The following is a 17,978-nucleotide window of genomic DNA, read 5'->3' as shown; positions in this document are numbered from 1 at the left end:
AGCGCGGCCCCGTGAAGGACCGCGCTCCCAGGGGCGCTCGTTAGGGCAGCTTGTCCAGATCGTCCACGAGGGAGGTCCAGTCGTCCTCCTCCTTCTTCATGGTGCTGATCGGAACCATGACGGTGCGGTCCGAGGGATCCTCGAATTCCTGAGGGAGGACTGGCGCGGGAGCCGGGGCCGGCTGCACCGGAGCCGGCGCGGCCTTCTTGGCCGCGGGCTGGCTTCCCAGCACCGGGCGGGTGCCGGTCGATGAGGTCCTCCCCGCAGCCGGGCGAGCGGGAGTCGTGGCCGCCGCCGCCGGAGCGGCCTGCGCCGGAGCCGCCGCTGGGGCTGCCGTGGTGTTGACCTGGGTCTTCACGGCCAGCTCGTCATCGTCGGCAACCGCTACCGGTTTCGCGGCAGGTGCCGCCTTTCCGGCGGCCGCGGAAGCGCCGGCCCCTGGGGACTTGCTCTTGTAGCGGGCCAGCTCCAGCTCGGCGACCTTGAGCGCCTTGCTCTTCTCCTGGACGGACTGCTGCAGGCGAGCGACCTCCTGGGCCTTGATGGTGTCGCGGCGCTCCAGCTCCGCCTTCTGCTTGGTGTTGAGGTCCTCGATCTCCTTGAGGTGCTTCGCGTCGAGATCCTTGCGATCCTTCTGGGTGGCGGCGAGCTTGGCGTTGGCCTCGGAGACCTTGGCCTCGGTGGCGGCGACCTTGGCGTTGAGATCCTTCTCCGCGCGGTTCCTGGCGCTGACGGCGTTCTCCACCGCCAGCTCCAGCTCCTGGATCTTCCGGGCGCGGGTGGTGAGCTGACCCTGGACCTCCTTGAGCTTCGTGTCGGTGTCCGCGGCGCGCTGCTGGGCCTCCTGGGAGAGCTGGGCGACACGGGCCTCCGCGGCCGCCAGCTTCTTGGCGAGATCGTCCGAGGCGCGCTTGGCCTCGGAGCGCTCGGCGGCCTGGGCCTGGGCCTGCTGCTGCAGCCGGTTCTCAGCTTGCTGGAGCTGACCGGCCAGCCCGTCACGATCGGAGGAGAGCTTCGCCTGGGCGTTGCCCGCAAGGCGCAGCTGCTCGTCGCGCGCGGCAATCTCCTTGCGCGCTCCGTCCAGCTCGCCGCCGACGTTGGCCAGCTGCTGCTGCAGCGTCTCCGCCTGGCGGCGGGCCGTGTCGGTCTGCTGCGCCAGCTTCGCCTCGAGCGCCTTGAGCTGCTCCGTCTTCGCGTTGACGTCGCGGGAGAGGGCCTCGCCCTGGCGCTGCTTCTCCTGGGTGACGGTGGTGAGCTTGCGGAGCGTGTCGGACAGCTCCTTGCTCTTGGCCGCCAGATCGTTCTGGAGCAGCTCCTCGCGGCGCTGGGACTCCTCGGTGAGGGTGTTGAGCTGCTCCTCGAAGCGGTGCCGGGCGTCCTCGGTGTGGGCCAGCTGCGAGGTGAGCTGCGTCACCTCAGCCACACGCTCGCCCAGCTCCTGCTTGGTGTGGGCGAGCTGATCGGCCAGCTCCTGGCCGTGGTCCCGTGCGTCGGTGAGCTGGGCCTCCAGCTCCGCCTGGGTCTGAGCCGCCAGCTGCCGCGCGTCCGCGTGGGCCGCTTGTTCCTTGGCCAGGGCGTCGCGCGTCTGGGCGAGGTGGCTCTGCGTGGACGTCAACTCCTGGACGGTGGCATCCAGCTCGGTCCGCAGCCCGTCACGCTCCTCGATGAGCGAGGTGATCTGCGCGGTGGTCTCTTGGGCGAGCCTCTGGTGCGCGGCGCGCTCGGCCTCGTAGTTGCCCTGCGTCTCGGACAGATCCGCGCGCAGCTGGCCGATCTGGCCGGTGAGATCCGCCTCCTGCGCCGCCTTGGCCTGCTCGGTGTCCTGGAGGACGCCGGTGAGCCGCTCGATCTCCTCGCGAGAGGCCTCGAGCTCTCCGTCGCGTGTGGCGAGCGTCTGCTGCGTCTGCGACAGCGTGGCCTGGGTGCTCTCGAGGGTGGCCTTCGTCTCGGTCAGCTCGCTGTCCAGCTCGTCGCGGATGGCCTCCGTGGACGCCAGCTGCTGCTTCGTCTTCTCCAGGGTGCCCTGGGTCTGGGTGAGCGTGTGGCTGGTGGCCTCGAGCTCGCCGCGGGTGCTGGAGAGGGCCTCCTCCGTACGGGCCAGGGTGGCCTGCGTCTCGGTGAGCGTCTGGGTGGTGGCCTCCAGCTCGCCGGTCAGGCTGGAGATCCGGCCGTCGCGATCGGAGACATCCGTGCGCAGGCCTTCGATGGAGTCGTCACGCTGGGTGATCGTCTGTTCCAGCGAGGAGATGTGGGCCTGGAGCGACTGGATGTGCCCGTTGAGGTTGGCCTCCAGGGCGTTCTTGGCCTGGGTGAGCGCCTGGAGCTGGCCCGTGAGCTCGGCCTGCTGGGCGTCCTTGGCGGTCTGGAGCGCCTGGAGCTTGCCGTTGAGCTCGGCCTCCAGGGAGTCCTTGGCCTGGTTCAGCGCTTCCAGCTCGCCGCTGAGCTCGGTCTCGCGGTCGGCCAGGTGCGTCTTGACGGCTTCGACCTCGCCCTCCAGCTCGCCGATGCGCTCCAGGTGCTGCTGGATGGTGGAGTTGAGCTCCGCCTCGGTCTGCTCGTTGCGGGAGATCGTGTCGGCCAGCTCGCGCTCGAGGCCGGAGATCTTCGTGTCGCGATCCTCGATGCGCTGGGTGAGCTCTTCCTCCTGCGCATCCTTGTCCAGCTTGAGCTGATCGCGCTCGCCGATCGTGCGGGCCAGATCGGCTTCCAGATCGGCGATCTGCTCGTTGAGGCGGGCCTCGAGCGCCGCGCCGGCGGCCTTGAGCCGCTCGATCTCCGCGTCGGACTCGGCGCCGTGCTCCTCGGCGGCGGTGGCGCGCTGCTCCAGGGCGCGTACCGTGGCGTCGCGCTCCTGCTCGGTCTGCCGCAGCCGCTCCGTGAGCCCGTGGATGTCCCCTTCCAGCGCCGCGTAGCGCAGGTCGCGCTCGCCGATCGTCTGGGCCAGGGTGTTGTCCAGCTCCTCGCCGCGCCGGCGCAGCTGGAGGATCTCCGTCTCGCGGTCGCGGAGGGTGTCGTTGAGCTTCTGCTCGCGAACCTCGCCCTCCAGCGTGGCGGTGTTGTACTGCCGCTCCAGCTTGTCGTACTCGGTGCGGGACTGCTCCAGCTCCGCGGCGCGCCGGGACAGATCGTCGTCGCGGTTGCTGACCTCCTTCTTCAGGACATTGATGTCCTTCTCTTTTGCCGCGACGACCTCGATGAGGTCCTTCTCGGACGAGAACTTCTGGAGGAGGAGATCGTCCACCGTGGCGCCGTGCTCACGCTCCTTCTGGAGCATGGCCGTCTGCGCCTCGTTGAAGCGGCGCAGCAGGTCGTCCACCTGCATCTTCAGGCCCTGTAGCTCCACGTCCTTCTCGTGGAGGCGGTCCTCGACGGAGACCAGCTCGCGCTCGCGCACGCTCCAGATCTCGGAGAGGCGGGCCAGCTGGGCCTCGCGCACCTTCAGTTCGTCCCGCAGGACCTGGATCTTGCCCTCGGGCGTGCCCATCAGCTCGCGCTTGGGCGGGGTGCGCTTGACGTTGCGGGACTCGGCCAGCAGCTCCGCCTTGCGGTCCGCGATGGACTGGAAGGCGCGGTCCAGGAACGTGCGGTCCTCGTCCGTGATGGCGCTGCGCCGCTCGCGCTTGGGCAGCTTGGGCGGTCCCCCCGGAGGAGGCGCCCGCAGGGGCGGCGGCATGGGCGGCGGGGCCTCGCGCGGTCCGCTGCCGGTGAGCGCCGAGTCCAGCGAGGCCTCGTCCTCCGCGTCCTGCGGATTGCCCGGCGGGATGATGTTGGAGCTGATCGAGGCCAGCTCTCCCATCTCGAAGGGGATGACGAGGTAGCCGTCCGCGGCAGCGGGCGTCTCGCGGTGCTTCTTCAGCGCCTCTTCGCCGGTGTCCGACGAGAGCAGCAGCACCTTGAGGTTCTGGCCCCACTTCCCCTTCTTGATCTGGCCGCAAAGGGTGAAGCCGGACTGGTCCGGCAGCTCGGCGCGTAGCACCACCAAGTCGGGGCGGCGCTTCTCCATCTCGCGCTGGGCCTCCGCGGCAGTGTTGGCCATGGCCGTCTGATAACCCGCGCTGCGAAGCACGGTGGCCATGCTGAGGGCGAATTCGTTCTGGCTTTCGACGATGAGGACCCGACGCTCCATGAAGTCCTTCGATTCGCGAGGTCTCGCGAAAAGTGCAGTGAAATCCGCAGCATCCTACCCAGCGACCCAGGGGCAGGGAAGTTTCCGCGGGGGGCTCGGTTGGCTGGTTTACGAGCGGTTGGCGCGGGAGGCCCCCTGGGCCGGGGGCGGAAGCACTGCCCGGGAGGGATCTGTCGGCTCTTCATCCCTTCCTGGGAAGTTGGTGGGAGGTGTGTGCCGGGCAAACTGGGCTCCCTCGGGAGGGCAGTAGCCGTGCGCCACCTGGGCAAACCAGGGATCCAGCGCCGACACGGGGGCCTTGGGCAGGGGGGTGGCCGCGGCCGGGAGAACCGCATCCACGGGCTCGACCATGTCGTCGACCTCCTCCACCGCGTCGTCGGCGTTCTGGACCTCGTCCTCTAGAGGCTCGGCCGCGTCGTCTGCCTCCTCCACCTGATCATCCGCAGCTTCGAGGGCCTCGGCGGCGTCGGCCTCTTCGAGCTCGTCACTGCTGAGCTCTTCTGGCTCTTCCATCCGGGGACGCGGGTGGGGAGGGGTAGGAGCGGCATCGAGCGCCGCGTCGTCTGAGATCTCCTGGGCCTCCTCTTCGGAGATCTCTTCGGGCTCCTCCTCGGGGGCTTGCGCGGCTGGCGGCGTTGGGACGGGGGATCGAGCGACCGGAGCTTCCACAGGCGACAGGCGTGGCGGCGGCCCTTTGTTCTCTGAAGAAGGAGGTCCAGGACGGGTGAGCGGGGGCAGAGCAGCGGGTCGCCCCTTCTCGGAGGACTCCTGGACACGGGCGGGCTCCTGGAGGGCGCTGCGAGAGCTCGTCGAGGGGGTGGTGGGTGGAGGTTCCTGGAGGGCCGCGCGGGAGCTGGTCGACGGGCTCACAGGCTTGGGCTCCTGGAGGGCCGCGCGGGAGCTCGTCGATGGGCCAGCAGCCGGGGGTTCCTGAAGCGCCGCGCGGCTGCTCGTCGAGGGGCTTGCGGGCGGGGATTCCTGGAGAGCCGCGCGGCTGCTCGTCGAGGGACTCGCAGGAGGGGGCTCTTGGAGGGCTCCGCGGGTGCCCGTCGAGGGACTGGCGGCGGCAGCGGCAGGGCGGCTGGGCCCTGGCTCCGAGCGTGAAGCCCCTGCAGCGCGGCCGCCTGGGGGTTTCATCGGGACGATGGGAGTGGGGGCGGGGGGCTCCTCGGCCTGGAGGGGTGCTGATGCGCGAGCGGAAGAGGCGACAGGGGCCTCACTCGCGGCTCCCAGCGGCGAGCGCACGATGGGCGTGCGAGAGGTGTCGTCACGCGAGGTCGGCGGCGAGGCGTGGACGATGGAGGTCGGAGGCTCCTCCGGCTCCTCGCGGCGGACTCCGGGCGGCGGCCGGACGATGGGGGTGGAGTCCTCCCTCCGAGCGGACACGGCGGACTTCTGATCCCGCAAGGGCAGCCCCATCACCACGGGAGGCTCAATGGAGTGCGCGTCCGGCTCGGTCTTGACGAGGCGGGTGTCCATCCCATCGTCGGACAGGGCCTGCCCCAGCACGAGCGGCAGATCGTCGCGAGCAGGCCCTTTCTTGGAGGACGCGGATGCCTTGTCCGCCGCGGACCTCCCACCGCGCGAGGTGCGTCGCCCTCCCTCGGGGGGCCTGGCCTCGGGGAGCCGATTGGTGGGAGTGCCTGTCGTCGTCAGCTCAGGCATCTCGCTCCGAGCCCCCCCGGCATGCTGCTTCCCCAGCAGCTCGTCATAGATGTCCAGGAGCTTGCCGCGGATGAGCCCCGCATCCAGCTCGTGCTCGGCGAACGCGCGGGCCTCGCGCCCCAGCTCCACCCGGCGCGGCACGTCTCGCGCCAGCTCGGAGATGCAGTCGGCCAGCGCCTTGGCGTCCCCCGGAGGGTGGAAGATCGTGGCGGAGGAGGGGAGCAGCTCGCGCGTCACCGGCAGATCCGCGGCGAGCACCGGCCGGCCCGCGGCGAGGTACTCGGACGTCTTGGCCAACGGCCCACCCTGGAGCCGGTTGCGATCCACGTCATCCAACGGGAGCACGCCCACGTCCGCCAGGGCCAGCACCTTGACGAGATCGTCATGAAGGACCGGTGGCTGGAACTCCACCTGCTCCTGGATGCCCAGCTCCTTGGCCAGATCCTCGAGGTGCGGCTGCCAGTCCGGGTGGCGGGGGCCCACCAGGGTGAGCTTCACCTCCGCGCCTTGCTCTACTGCCAGCGCCAGCGCGCGCAGCAGCGTGGGCACCCCCTGCCACCCCGCCTGGCTGCCCAGGTACATCAGCCGCATTGGCTGGCCATCCGGCGCTCCGAGCACGTCGGGCGTGTAGGGCCCCACATCCACGGGCGCCCGCATCACTCGGGTCTGGTCCGTGCTCGCCCCCAGTGACTGGATGTAGGTCCTGGTGGTCTCCGAGCCGGTGATGACCAGATCGGCGTTCATCAGGCAGAAGAGCTCCTGGCGCCGGACCTTGGCGAGGAAGCGCTTGTCGCCCTCGGTCTGGGGGTGGGTGTAGCGCAGCTCCTGCGAGGGGAACGTCTGGGCCTCATAGATGAGGCGGTAGCCGTAGTCCCCCTTCATCTCGCACAGGACATAGCCGCCGAAGGGATCGGTGAAGTGGGCGAGGGCGTAGTCTTCGCTGTCGAGCTGACGCTTCACGGCGCGCTCGAAGGCCTGGATGCGTGAGGCCAGGTTCCCCGCGCCCACGGGCACTCGGAGCAGCCGCGCGCCCTGGTACTTCTCGATATGGGAGTGGTCCGGGGTCTTCGCCGACAGCACCACCACCGAGAAGCGATCGGGCAACGCCTTGAGGTACTCCGTCAGGCGGCGCGACGAACCCGACGGGCCGGGGATGACGTCGAAGCTGCACAGCAGCAGTCTGGGCAGGTCGCTCAAGCGGGCGCAGGATACTCGGTCCGTTTCCAACGTGTCATCGGATGTGACTGGGGGGCCGGTCTTGCGAAGAACAGAAAGATCCACAGCCTCGTTGACCCCTAGGGCGCATCGACCTAAAGGCGACCTGTCTATGGACGATCTCAAGAGCGTCACCATGAGCTATCTTCGAGACTTGGCGCGAAAGCACCTGGGCTCTGGCTACAGCAAGCTCAAGAAGCAGGAGCTCGTCGTCGCCCTCGCCAGGTTCGTCCCGGCCTTGAAGAAGCTGGCCAAACTCGCGGGTATCGAGGTGCCTGCCTCCTCGAAGCCCGCCGCCAAGAGTTCAGCGACGACCGCCAAGGGTTCTTCTCCGGCTGCCAAGGCTTCTTCTCCGGCTACCAAGGGTTCTTCTCCGGCTACCAAGGGTTCTTCTCCGGCTGCCAAGGCTTCTTCTCTGGCTGCCAAGGCCGCGCCGGCCTCCAAGGTTGCTCCTCCCGCCGCCAAGCCGTCCCGGGAGCCTGCGGGCAAGGAGTCCCACGCCGTGGACAAGAAGGACAAGAAGAAGGAGCCGGAGAAGAAGGAGCCGGAGAAGAAGGCCACCGAGCGCAAGAACGAGCCGGAGAAGAATACCGCCGCGCCGCAAGGCAAGAAGGCTTCGCCCGCTCGCTCGGCCACTCCCAAGGATGAGGAGGCCTCCGCATCGTTCAAACCCGCACAGGTGGTGAACTTCCCGCCGCGTCCGCGCTCCCCCCGCTCCGCCGAGGAGTCGTGGCAGGAGGACACTGCGGAGATGGTCGTGGACTCCCCGGAGCTGGAGACGGTGTTCCAGCAGGCCGCGGAGCCGCTGATCGAGGGCTTCTTCGTGGCGCGGATGATGGGGGAGCGCGAGCTGCGGCGCCACCACCTCACCGAGGATCAGGCCCCGCAGCCCGCGGTGAGAGGCGGCGCGCCGGGCTACGAAGAGGAACTGGGCGAGCTGCCGCTGGACTACGAGGACGATCTGGCCTTGGCGCTGGCCCGCGATCCCCACACGCTCTTCATCACCTGGGACTTTGGCCCCGCCACGCGCGCACGGGCTCTCGAGGGGCTCTCAGAGCCGCGGGCCATGCTGCGCGTGTACGATGGGGAGAGGCTGGTGCGCGAGCAGGAGATCACTCTCGAGTCACGCAGCTTCTACATCCACGGGCTGCCGCCCGGGCGCCCCTACCGCGTGGAGGCGCTCTTCGTGGGCCGTGGGGGGCGCTCGCGTCGGCTCGGCTCTTCGTCCCACCCGATCACCTTGCCACGGGTGGGTCCATCGCCGGACAAGTCCGTGCGCTTCATGCAGCTGCCTCCCCCACCTCGGGTGCCCGTCCAGGGGGCGCCTGCGGTGGTGGCGTCCGTGGGCGTCTCACGTGAGGTGCATGTCGAGGAGCGCGAGTACATCACCTGGCAGCGCGTCCCACTGCCTGGCAGCGCCGAGCTGACGGAGATCCCGCAGTCGCGGCGCGAGCGCATCGCCCGCAGCGAAGAAAGGGCCGGGCTGCCCGAGCACCTGGAGATCCCCCCGAGGCCACTCGGATCCTCCGAGCAGACCGCCGGAAGAGGGGGATCCTCCGAGCAGACCCACTGGACGCCGCCTCCGTCGGGGCGGGGACGATAGGGCTCCTCCCATATGAGTCAGGGTTCCCTGGCACTGGTGCTCCACGCGCACCTTCCTTTTGTCCGCCACCCGGAGCACGAGGACTTCCTCGAGGAGGACTGGCTCTACGAGGCCATCTCCGAGACGTATCTGCCGCTGCTGCGGGTGTTCGATCGGCTGGCGGAGGAGGGCGTGCCGTTCCGAGTGACGATGTCGCTCACTCCCACGCTCGTCACCATGCTGCGCGACAGCCTGCTGACGGAGCGCTACACCCGCAAGCTGGAGCGGCTCTGCGAGCTGGGCGCGCGCGAGGTACACCGCACCCGGAATGATCCCACGTTCGGCCCGCTGGCGCGCTTCTACCGCGACCACTTCGAGGCCCTGCTGATCAACTGGGAGGGGCGCTACCAGAGGGATCTGGTGAGCGCGTTCCGGCGCCTCCAGGATGCGGGCTACCTGGAGATCATCACCAGTGGGGCCACCCACGGCTTTCTCCCGCTGCTGCAGGAGACGCCGGAGGCGGTGCGTGCACAGATCACCGTGGCCGCCAACCACTACCGGCTGACGTTCGGCCGGGATGCGCCGGGCATCTGGCTGCCCGAGTGTGGCTACTACCCCGGTGTGGATCGCTTCCTGGCCGCCGAGCGCATCCGCTACTTCTTCGTGGACACCCACGGGGTGACGGACGCGACGCCGCGCCCGCTGTACGGCCCCTTCGCGCCCATCTACACGGAGACGGGGGTGGCCGCGTACGCGCGCGATCCCGAGAGCTCCCAGCAGGTGTGGAGCTCGGAGACCGGCTACCCTGGTGACCCCATCTACCGCGAGTTCTACCGGGACATCGGGTGGGATCTGGAGCTGGACTACATCCGGCCCTTCATCCAGCCCACGGGGGACCGGAAGAACACCGGCTACAAGTACTTCCGCATCACCGGCAAGACGCAGGACAAGCTCCCCTACGATCCCATGGCGGCGCGCGCGAGGGCGGCCACGCACGCCGGCAACTTCATGTTCAACCGCGAGCAGCAGCTTGAGTACCTGTCCTCGCGGATGGGCGATCGCAAGCCGATGGTGGTGGCCCCGTACGACGCGGAGCTCTTCGGGCACTGGTGGTTCGAGGGCCCCCAGTTCCTCGACTTCCTCATCCGCAAGGTGGCGTACGATCAGCGCACGTTCCAGCTGGCGACGCCGTCCGATGATCTGCGCGAGCACCCTCGCAACCAGGTGGCCACGCCGCCAGTGTCCTCATGGGGCGCGGGCGGCTACGCCAACATGTGGCTGGATGGCTCCAACGACTGGATCTACCGGCACCTGCACCACTGCGCCCGGCAGATGGTGGGGCTGGCCCGGGACTACCCCGAGTCCTCCTCGCTGCAGCGCCGAGCGCTCAACCAGGCGGCGCGTGAGCTCCTGCTCGCTCAGTCCTCGGACTGGGCCTTCATCATGAAGACCGGGACCATGGTGGACTACGCCGTGCGCCGGACGAAGGAGCACGTCCTGCGCTTCCTTCGCCTGCACGATCAGGTGCGGAACGGGAATATCGACCAGGCCTGGCTGTCCCAGGTCGAGTCGCGGAACAACATCTTCCCGGAGATCGACTACCGGGTGTTTCAGCCAGCCTGAGCGGCCCGGGGCTGCTCTTGCGCCCATGTGGAGACAGGTGCGGGCAAGGCAGCCATTGTTTCCTCGGGAAGAGGAGGGGCGGCCCAGTGTTCTCCTCAGGTATCCGAGATGCGCTTTTGCTTGCCGGGCTCGGATGGCGCTTTAGCTTGGGGTGACTATGAGACAGCCAAACTTCCTTGTTCGGAACACTCTCGCGGCAGTGCTGGTGGTGTTTTCATCGGTAGCACTGGCTCAGTCGGTTCCTGCCCAACCTCCTTCCGGCGGGAACGTCCTGCAGCCGGAAACCCGGGCGGCCCAGGCGCTGCCCTCGCTCGCACCTCTGGTGGAGTCCGTGAAGTCCGCCGTCGTCAACGTGGAGGTGGCGGCGAAGGTGTCCGGGCCTCGCGGCGTGGAGAGCCCCATGGAGCGCTTCTTCGGACGGCCCAACGGCCGGGAGAACATGCGCCAGGGCGCGGGCTCGGGCTTCATCATCGATCCCAAGGGCCTGGTGCTCACCAACAACCACGTTGTCGAAGACGCGGTTTCCATCACCGTCAAGCTCGATGACGGGCGCTCCTTCCTCGCCGAGATCGCCGGGCGTGACCCGCTGACGGACGTGGCGGTCCTCAGGCTCAAGGGCAAGCCGGAAAAGCTGCCCGTGGTGGCGCTGGGCGACTCGGACGCGGTGAAGGTGGGCGACTGGGTGCTGGCCATCGGCAACCCGTTCGGCCTGGCCTCCAGCGTCAGCCTGGGCATCCTCTCGGCCAAGGCGCGCAACATCGAGGCCGGCCCCTATGACGACTTCCTCCAGACGGACGCCGCCATCAACCCGGGCAACTCCGGCGGTCCGCTCTTCAACATGAAGGGCGAGGTGATTGGCATTAACACCGCCATCGTCGGTGGGGGGTCGGGCATTGGGTTCGCGGTGCCCAGCAACCTCGTTCGGGCGCTGGTGCCCATGCTCGAGAAGGAGGGCGCCGTCACCCGCGGCTACCTGGGCATCGGCATCCAGGATCTGACGGCGGACCTTGGCAAGGCGCTCAACCTGCCCGTCACCGAGGGGGCCATCGTCAACGAGGTCAGCCCGGGTGGCCCGTCCGCCAAGGCGGGGATGAAGGTGGATGACGTGGTCGTCGCCATCGACGGGCAGAAGGTTGGCTCGGCCAGCGCGCTCACCCGCTCGGTGGCGCTCAAGCGGCCGGGGACTTCCACGACGATCACGCTCTTCCGCAACGGCAACAGGCAGGACGTGAAGGTGACGCTGGGCACGCGGCCGGATCTCGAGGGCATCAGCAAGCGCTCGCCGCGCGAGAGCGAGGACAGCTCCAAGGCGCGCGTGGGCGTGTCGCTCAGCGACCTGGATGCGCGCACGGCGCAGCAGGCGGGCTTCACCCGGAACGAGGGCGGCGCGCTGATCACCGACGTGGTGCCGGGCTCGCCCGCCGAGCGCGCGGACCTGGCGCCGGGCATGCTGGTGGTGGAGGCCAACCGCAAGCCGATTCGCAGCGCCGAGGAGCTGGCAACGGCCATCCGCGCCACGCCCTCGGGAGGCACGCTGCTGCTGCGTGTGATGACGCCCGGCGGCAACAGCCGGTTCCTCCGCGCCCTCAAGATGCCTTGATGGGCGGTGGCAGGAGGCGGACTTGAGCATCACCTATGTCGCGCTCGGGGATAGCTCGGCGGTAGGGGTGGGGGCGAGCCGGGGCGGGGGCTATCCCGAGCGGCTGGCCTCCCGCCTCCGTCAGCTGGGCCTCTCCCTGGGGCTCACCAACCTGGGCATGAGCGGCGCGGTCATCCGCGACGTCTTCACCTCCCAGCTCAAGCGGGCCGTGGCCACGCAGCCCACGCTGGTGACGCTCGGCATCGGCACCAACGACTTGTGGCGCGGCACCTCGCTGGAGGACTTCCGCGATGAGCTCGACCGGATTGTCCGGCGGCTGAAGCCCACGGGGGCCTCTCTGGTGGCCGTCAACGTGCCAGACATGGCGCTCGCGCCCGTGGCGCGCATGGTCCCCAGCCACCTCTACGAGGGCCGCATCGAGCCCTTCAACGAGGCCATCTCCGCCGTGGCACGCACGCACGGCATGCACGTGGTGGATCTCTACTCGGCCAGCCGCGAGTTCATCCCTCAGCGGCCTGACTTCTTCTCCTTCGACGGCTTCCACCCCTCGGATGCCGGCTACGAGCAGTGGGCGGATCTCATGCTGCCCACGGTGAGGCCGCTGGTGGAGCGCCGCTGAGCCCGAGCGGCCCTCAGGCCTTAGCCACGCCCGCGGGGGGCAGGGGGCGCGAGCCGTCCGCGGCGGGGCGGCTGGCGTGTGGCCCTCGCTCCCGGCCTGGGTGGATCTCCATCCCGGGCTCGTACGCCGACACCTTGTTGCGGCCCCCGCGCTTGCTGGCGTAGAGCGCCGCGTCCACGCAGTCCACCAGCGTCTCCTGCTCGGTCGCGTCCAGCGGGAAGCTGGCCACGCCAATGGAGATGGTGATGTGCCCGGTGGGCTGGCTGGAGGAGGCCAAGCCCGCCGTCTCCAGCACCGCGCGCCGCAGCTTCTCGCCGACCTCGACCGCCCCCTCCTTGGCCGTCTGAGGCAGCAGCACCATGAACTCCTCGCCGCCGTAGCGTGCCAGGGTGTCCACCTTGCGCACGCGGGTGCGCAGCACGTCACACACCTTGCGCAGGGACTCGTCTCCGGCGCGGTGGCCCTCCGCATCGTTGAGCCGCTTGAAGTGGTCCACGTCGATCATGAGGATGGACAGCGGGGTGCCGTAGCGCTCGGCGCGCGCCAGCTCGGAGTCCAGCCGGCTGAAGAGGTGCCGGCGGTTGGGCACGCCGGTGAGCGGATCCGTCATGGTGAGCAGCACCGTCTCCGCGTGCAGCCGGGCGTTCTTCACCGCCGTGGCCGCCTGATCCGCCACCGCCATGAGCAGCTCCAACTCCTCCGGAGAGAAGCCGGCCACCTCCGGGCGCTGGAAGTTCATCACCCCCAGCAGCGTGTCCATGTGCACCATGGGCACCGCCAGCAGCGAGCCATGATCCGTGCCACCCACCAGGTTGCGCTTGGCGAAGATGCTGGAGCGATCCGACACGTCCGGCAGGTACACCGCCCGCAGCGTCTCCGCGGCGCGGCCACAGGCGCCCTCGCCGATGCCGAAGGTGAGCCCCTCGCTGCCCCGGTGCTGTGGCCAGGCGCTCCGGATCTCCAGCAGCCCCTCCGCGGTGCGCAGCATGATGGAGAAGTTGGGGATCCTCAGCCGCTCCACCACCAGCCGGGTGATGCGCTCGAGCAGCTCGCTGAGCTCCAGCGTGGAGTTGAGCGAGTGGGCGACGTCGAAGAGGAGCGACAGCTCCGTGATGCGCTCCTCCAGCTTCTCCTTGAGGGCCAGCTTCTCGTTGGCGAGCGCCAGATCCCGGTGGGTGTCGATCTCCTCCGCCTTCATCGACGTGAGCCGCGCCAGCATCTGGTTGAAGGCCGAGCCCAGCCGGGAGATCTCATCCGTGCCCCGCGTCTCCGCGCGCACCAACAGATCTCCCTCCTCCGCGCGCCGCATGATGCCCGTCAACCGCCGCAGCGGCCGGCTGAAGAAGAAGTGGAGGGCGAGCGCCGTGGCCAGCGCCAGCATGACGCCGAACACCAGCGTCGCCACGGTCGCCCCCTGGAAGACTCCCGAGAGCTGGCGGCTCAGCAGCGGCTCGGACAGGCGGACCTGGAGCACCCCCAGGTGCTGGGCGTTGTCGCCGGTGTGGCAGTCGGCACAGTCCGCGCCGCCCAGCGGGCGCACCACCTCCGTGCCCTCTCGCGCTGAGCGCGCCGTCTCCGGGGTGAGCGCCGTCAGCCGCGAGCTGTCCGGGTGCAGCGTGCCCTCCTCACTGCGCTGCCGCGACCAGCGGATGCGCCCATCGGGCGTCAGCACCCGTAGCTCTGCTACAGACCGCAACAGGCGTGTATCCGACGCGAGCACCTCGGCCACTGCGCTGTGCGGATGTGTGCGATCCGCCTGGGGGAGCGAGAAGGTGGAGTCGACGAACTCCGCCAGGGCCAACGCTTCGCGGTGGGCGGCGTCCTGCACGGCGCGCCGCGTCTCTTTCCAGAAGTAGCCGGCGCCGAGCAGTGCGACGACGAGGCCTGGCAAGGCAATGCTCCAGAGGAGCTTCCTGCCGACGGTGTGAGGACCCAGGGCCATGATCTCAGGAGGTGGGGCGCTGGCTGCAACTCCAGCGGACCTACAGGGTTGGAATTGTCCGGCGGACGACTGAGGACTGTCAAACGTTCCAGGAAGAATTTTCCCGCGCTGGTGGGGTCAGCTTGGAGGACAGTGTCCTCATGGGAAGGGTGGGGTACCCTGTGCGGGTCATGGGCTCGTTGTTCATCACCTCCGCATTGCTTCCTGTCCCTCATGGCTTTGCCACTCGCTCGGGAGGCGTCTCCGAGGGGCGCCTGGCCTCGCTCAACCTGGGCTTCACTGTCGGAGACGTGCGCGAGCGCGTCGAAGAGAACTACCGGCGGCTGGCCACAGCCGTGGGAGCGCCGCTCGGGGCGCTGCACACGGTGAAGCAGGTGCACGGGGATCGGGTGCTGCAGGCCGCGGGCGGGCAGAACACGCCCACGCTGCGGCCGCAGCTGGGCGATGCGGATGCCCTCTTCACCGAGCAGCCGGGAGAGTGGGTGGGCGTCTCGACGGCGGACTGTGTGCCGGTGCTGCTGGTGGATCCGGAGGGCAAGCGGGTGGCGGCGGTGCACTCGGGCTGGCGCGGCACGGATGCGGACATCGCCGCGCGCGCGGTGGAGGCGCTGGTCGCGCGGGGCTCTCGTCCGGAGAGGCTGCTGGCAGCCGTGGGCCCGGCCATTCAGCAGTGCTGCTACGTCGTCTCCGAGGAGATGGCGAAGCACTTCGCCACGCGCTTCGGGTCCGACGTGGTGGTGGCCCGGGGAGACGAGTTCCGCCTGGATCTGTCCCGCGCGGTGGTGCTGACGCTGCGGCGTGTGGGCGTGAAGGTCGCCCACATGGACGTCCTACAGGACTGTACCTCCTGTGACTCCGGGCGTTTCTTCTCGCACAGGCGTGACTCGGGTCGCACTGGGCGTCACATCAATTTCGTGCTCCATCGCTTCTGAGAGCAGGCCGTTTTCTTGACCGTCTTGGAAGCCGCTCTCTATCCTCAGTGGTGGATACCCGTGCTGGAGCGTCTTCCCATCTTCCGGCGGTTGCTCGCCGTCGTGCCGCTGTGCGCGCTTGCTGCGTGCGCTCATGACTCTGCCTCCCAGGCGGACATGGCCGCGCTGAGGGCGGAGCTTCGTGCCATGCGCGAGCAGCAGGCGCGCCTGGGAGAGCGGCTCGAGCGCATCGAGCGCAGCTCCGCCGTGATCCGGGCCCGGCCCTCTCAGGCTCCGGCCGCTTCCTCTCCCCAGGCGCCCGCGAAGACTCCGGCCTCCCAGGCCGCCCCCTCCTCCTCCGCCTCGCACGTCGAGGTGCCCGATCTGACGGTGGTGAAGCTCAAGCCCAAGGCCGAGCCCGCGCCGTCGCTGCCGACGAAGGTGGCCGTGGTGGAGCCGGAAGCCGAGCAGGTGGAGCTGTTCGTCAGCTCCTCGCCCGAGCCCTCCGAGCCCGTCAGCGCGCCCTCGCCTGTGAACACGGCCGTGCTCGACGCGGAGTTCGAGCAGGCGGTGGCCGCGCTGCGCACCGGAAACGTGGAGCCCGGCGTGGTGAAGCTGCAGTCCTTCGCGGAGCAGAACCCTCGCCACCCCCGCGCGGACAACGCGCTGTACTTCGCGGGGCTGGGCATGGTCGGCCTGAACGATCATGCGGGCGCCGCGCTCGTGTTCGAGCGCCTCATCGAGACCTACCCCGCCGGGGATGCCGTGCTGGACGGCATGCTCCGGCTTGCCGAGTGCCGGCTGAAGCTCAACCAGCGGGAGGACGCTCGCGCGCTCTATACCCGCGTCATTACCCAGTTCCCAGGGACGGCTGCCGCGACACAAGCGGAGCAGCGGTTGGCGTCCCTGCCGCACTAGAAGTCTGAAAGGAAGTTGCCCGATGCGCTCCAGGATCCTGACAGCATTCCTCGTGGCCGTCTCCCTCGCGCCGGCCTGGTCGGCGCGCGCCCAGGAGGCGCAGGAGCAGGAGGAGGAAGCCGAGGGCAGTGAGACCGAGGGCGCGGACGTCGCCGACGAGGGCGCGCCCGGCGGTGTGAAGGTGCCCGGGTCCGAGAACGCCCGCGAGGCGGCGCCCGGCGAGGTGCACACCGTCGTCCGAGGCGACACGCTGTGGGATCTGTCGCAGCAGTACCTGGGCACCCCGTGGTACTGGCCCAAGGTCTGGTCCTACAACCCGCAGATCGCCAACCCGCACTGGATCTACCCGGGCAACCAGGTGCGCTTCTTCCCCGCGGGCGAAGAGGTTCCGTCTCGCGTGGAGACGGGCACCGGGCCCACGGAGATGGTGGCGGAGGCGGGTGAGCTCGAGGCCGCCACGGAGCTGGGCCCCGTCAACGGCGAGAACCTGGTGTCGACGAGCGGAAAGATCGGCTACCAAGCCAACGGCGCCACGCTGGTGGCCACGCGGGGCTTCGTCACCGCCAAGGAGGTGGACGAGGCGGGCCGGATCGACAGCTCCTTCTCCGATGCGGAGATGCTCAGCTACCCGGAGACGGTCTACCTGCGCTTCAAGCGCAAGATCGACGCGAAGGTGGGCGATCGCTACCTGGTCTTCCGCACGGATCAGGAGATCAAGCACCCCATCACGAACCAGAAGGTGGGCTACCTCACGAACCTGCTCGGCACCGTGCGAGTGCTGAGCGTGGGGGACAAGTTCGTCACTGCGCAGGTCTCCGAGTCCTGGGATGGCATCACGCGCGGGGATCTGGTGGGCCCCTACGGGGAGCGGCTGACGGATCGTGTCGCCGTCAAGCCCAACACCAAGGCGCTCAAGGGCTACATCATCACGGCCATGCTGCCGTTCCTCTCCGTCACCGCCGAGCACCACTTCCTGGTGGTCGACAAGGGGAGCAGCGACGGCGTCGCGGTGGGCAACACCTTCGCCGTCATGCGCCGGGACAACCCGAACAAGAAGCTGCTGGAGAAGCAGGATGAGAAGACCCAGGCCGCCCTGCCGGACGAGATCATCGGCACGTGCCTCGTCAGCGAGGTGAAGGAGCGCACCTCCAACTGCCTCCTCACCAACTCCCTGCGGGAGATCATCCCCGGCGATCGCGTCGAGATGCGTGTAGGCGGTGCTCCTACCGCCAGCCGCTGATCTCGCAGGAAACACGCACTTCGCCCGAGTGCGGAGGGATTGGCTGCTTGACCGCTGCCAGTCCGGTGTTTATGTGTCGCGCCCCTTTCCGTCGGGCCCATCATCTATATAGGTGGGAACCGGACGGGGGGGATGGGTATGGCGGACATATTCACACACTCACTGACACCTGAGCAGAGCGCCACGCTGGCCCTGTGGGCAGTTCCTGGCCTGGGGCCGCGGACACTGGAGGCCCTGCGTGTGTTCGCTGGAGGCTCGCTGGCTCGCCTGCTGAGCAGCCCCGTGAGGGAGTGGCTGGCCGACGTGCCTGTGTCCGCGCCCGTTCGCCGCCGCCTGGCACAGGTGGAGGCGCTGGCGCCCCTGGTGGAGCGGCTCCTAAAGCAGTGCAACGCGGTGGGCATGGAGGTGGCTTTCGCGGGTGAGCGCGCGTTCCCCGAGCGCCTGGCGGCCACCCCCGACGCGCCGCCCCTCCTCTTCTACAAGGGGCACGTGGGGCCGCCCCGGCGCCGCGTGGCCATGGTGGGCAGCCGCCACCCG

Annotated in this window: 11 protein-coding genes; 8 read left to right on the top strand and 3 right to left on the bottom strand. The window is 69.2% G+C overall.

Annotated features, from left to right (window positions below; genetic code table 11):
- Nucleotides 1-40: 40 nt before the first annotated feature.
- Nucleotides 41-4,126 (bottom strand): response regulator, encoded by a 4,086-nt coding sequence (locus tag VD972_RS31240; protein WP_324992435.1) that lies wholly within the window; start codon nt 4,124-4,126, stop codon nt 41-43.
- Nucleotides 4,127-4,234: 108 nt separating this feature from the next.
- Nucleotides 4,235-6,895: a glycosyltransferase family 4 protein gene (locus VD972_RS31235; protein WP_414654160.1), complete on the bottom strand. Its 2,661-nt coding sequence runs from the start codon at nt 6,893-6,895 to the stop codon at nt 4,235-4,237.
- Nucleotides 6,896-7,118: 223 nt separating this feature from the next.
- Between VD972_RS31235 and VD972_RS31230 the strand changes: the two genes are divergently transcribed.
- From VD972_RS31230 to VD972_RS31215, 4 genes are all read left to right on the top strand, one after another.
- Nucleotides 7,119-8,609: a DUF4912 domain-containing protein gene (locus VD972_RS31230; RefSeq protein WP_324992433.1), complete on the top strand. Its 1,491-nt coding sequence runs from the start codon at nt 7,119-7,121 to the stop codon at nt 8,607-8,609.
- 12 nt (nt 8,610-8,621) lie between these two features.
- Nucleotides 8,622-10,211: a glycoside hydrolase family 57 protein gene (locus tag VD972_RS31225; RefSeq protein WP_324992432.1), complete on the top strand. Its 1,590-nt coding sequence runs from the start codon at nt 8,622-8,624 to the stop codon at nt 10,209-10,211.
- Between the two features lie 157 nt (nt 10,212-10,368).
- Nucleotides 10,369-11,811 (top strand): Do family serine endopeptidase, encoded by a 1,443-nt coding sequence (locus VD972_RS31220; protein WP_324992431.1) that lies wholly within the window; start codon nt 10,369-10,371, stop codon nt 11,809-11,811.
- Between the two features lie 22 nt (nt 11,812-11,833).
- Nucleotides 11,834-12,430, top strand: a complete 597-nt coding sequence (locus VD972_RS31215) for an SGNH/GDSL hydrolase family protein (protein WP_324992430.1) — start codon at nt 11,834-11,836, stop codon at nt 12,428-12,430.
- A 13-nt stretch (nt 12,431-12,443) separates the two neighbouring features.
- Here VD972_RS31215 and VD972_RS31210 read toward each other — a convergent pair whose 3' ends face one another.
- The gene (locus VD972_RS31210; RefSeq protein WP_324992429.1) at nt 12,444-14,372 is read right to left on the bottom strand and encodes a diguanylate cyclase; all 1,929 of its coding nucleotides are present in this window, start codon (nt 14,370-14,372) and stop codon (nt 12,444-12,446) included.
- A gap of 170 nt (nt 14,373-14,542) precedes the next feature.
- Here VD972_RS31210 and pgeF point away from each other — a divergent pair, with 170 nt between their 5' ends.
- From pgeF to VD972_RS31190, 4 genes are all read left to right on the top strand, one after another.
- The gene (pgeF, locus tag VD972_RS31205; protein WP_324992458.1) at nt 14,543-15,304 is read left to right on the top strand and encodes a peptidoglycan editing factor PgeF; all 762 of its coding nucleotides are present in this window, start codon (nt 14,543-14,545) and stop codon (nt 15,302-15,304) included.
- Between the two features lie 60 nt (nt 15,305-15,364).
- The gene (locus VD972_RS31200; RefSeq protein ID WP_324992428.1) at nt 15,365-16,201 is read left to right on the top strand and encodes a tetratricopeptide repeat protein; all 837 of its coding nucleotides are present in this window, start codon (nt 15,365-15,367) and stop codon (nt 16,199-16,201) included.
- Between the two features lie 22 nt (nt 16,202-16,223).
- Entirely contained in the window at nt 16,224-17,441 is a 1,218-nt protein-coding gene (locus VD972_RS31195; RefSeq protein WP_324992427.1) for a LysM domain-containing protein, read from the top strand.
- Between the two features lie 138 nt (nt 17,442-17,579).
- A partial coding sequence (locus VD972_RS31190; RefSeq protein WP_324992426.1) for a DNA-processing protein DprA occupies nt 17,580-17,978 on the top strand: 399 nt, incomplete at its 3' end.

Source organism: Hyalangium sp. (genome assembly GCF_035629615.1).
In the GTDB taxonomy this organism is placed as follows: domain Bacteria; phylum Myxococcota; class Myxococcia; order Myxococcales; family Myxococcaceae; genus Hyalangium.
This window is presented reverse-complemented; position numbering and strand designations above follow the sequence as displayed.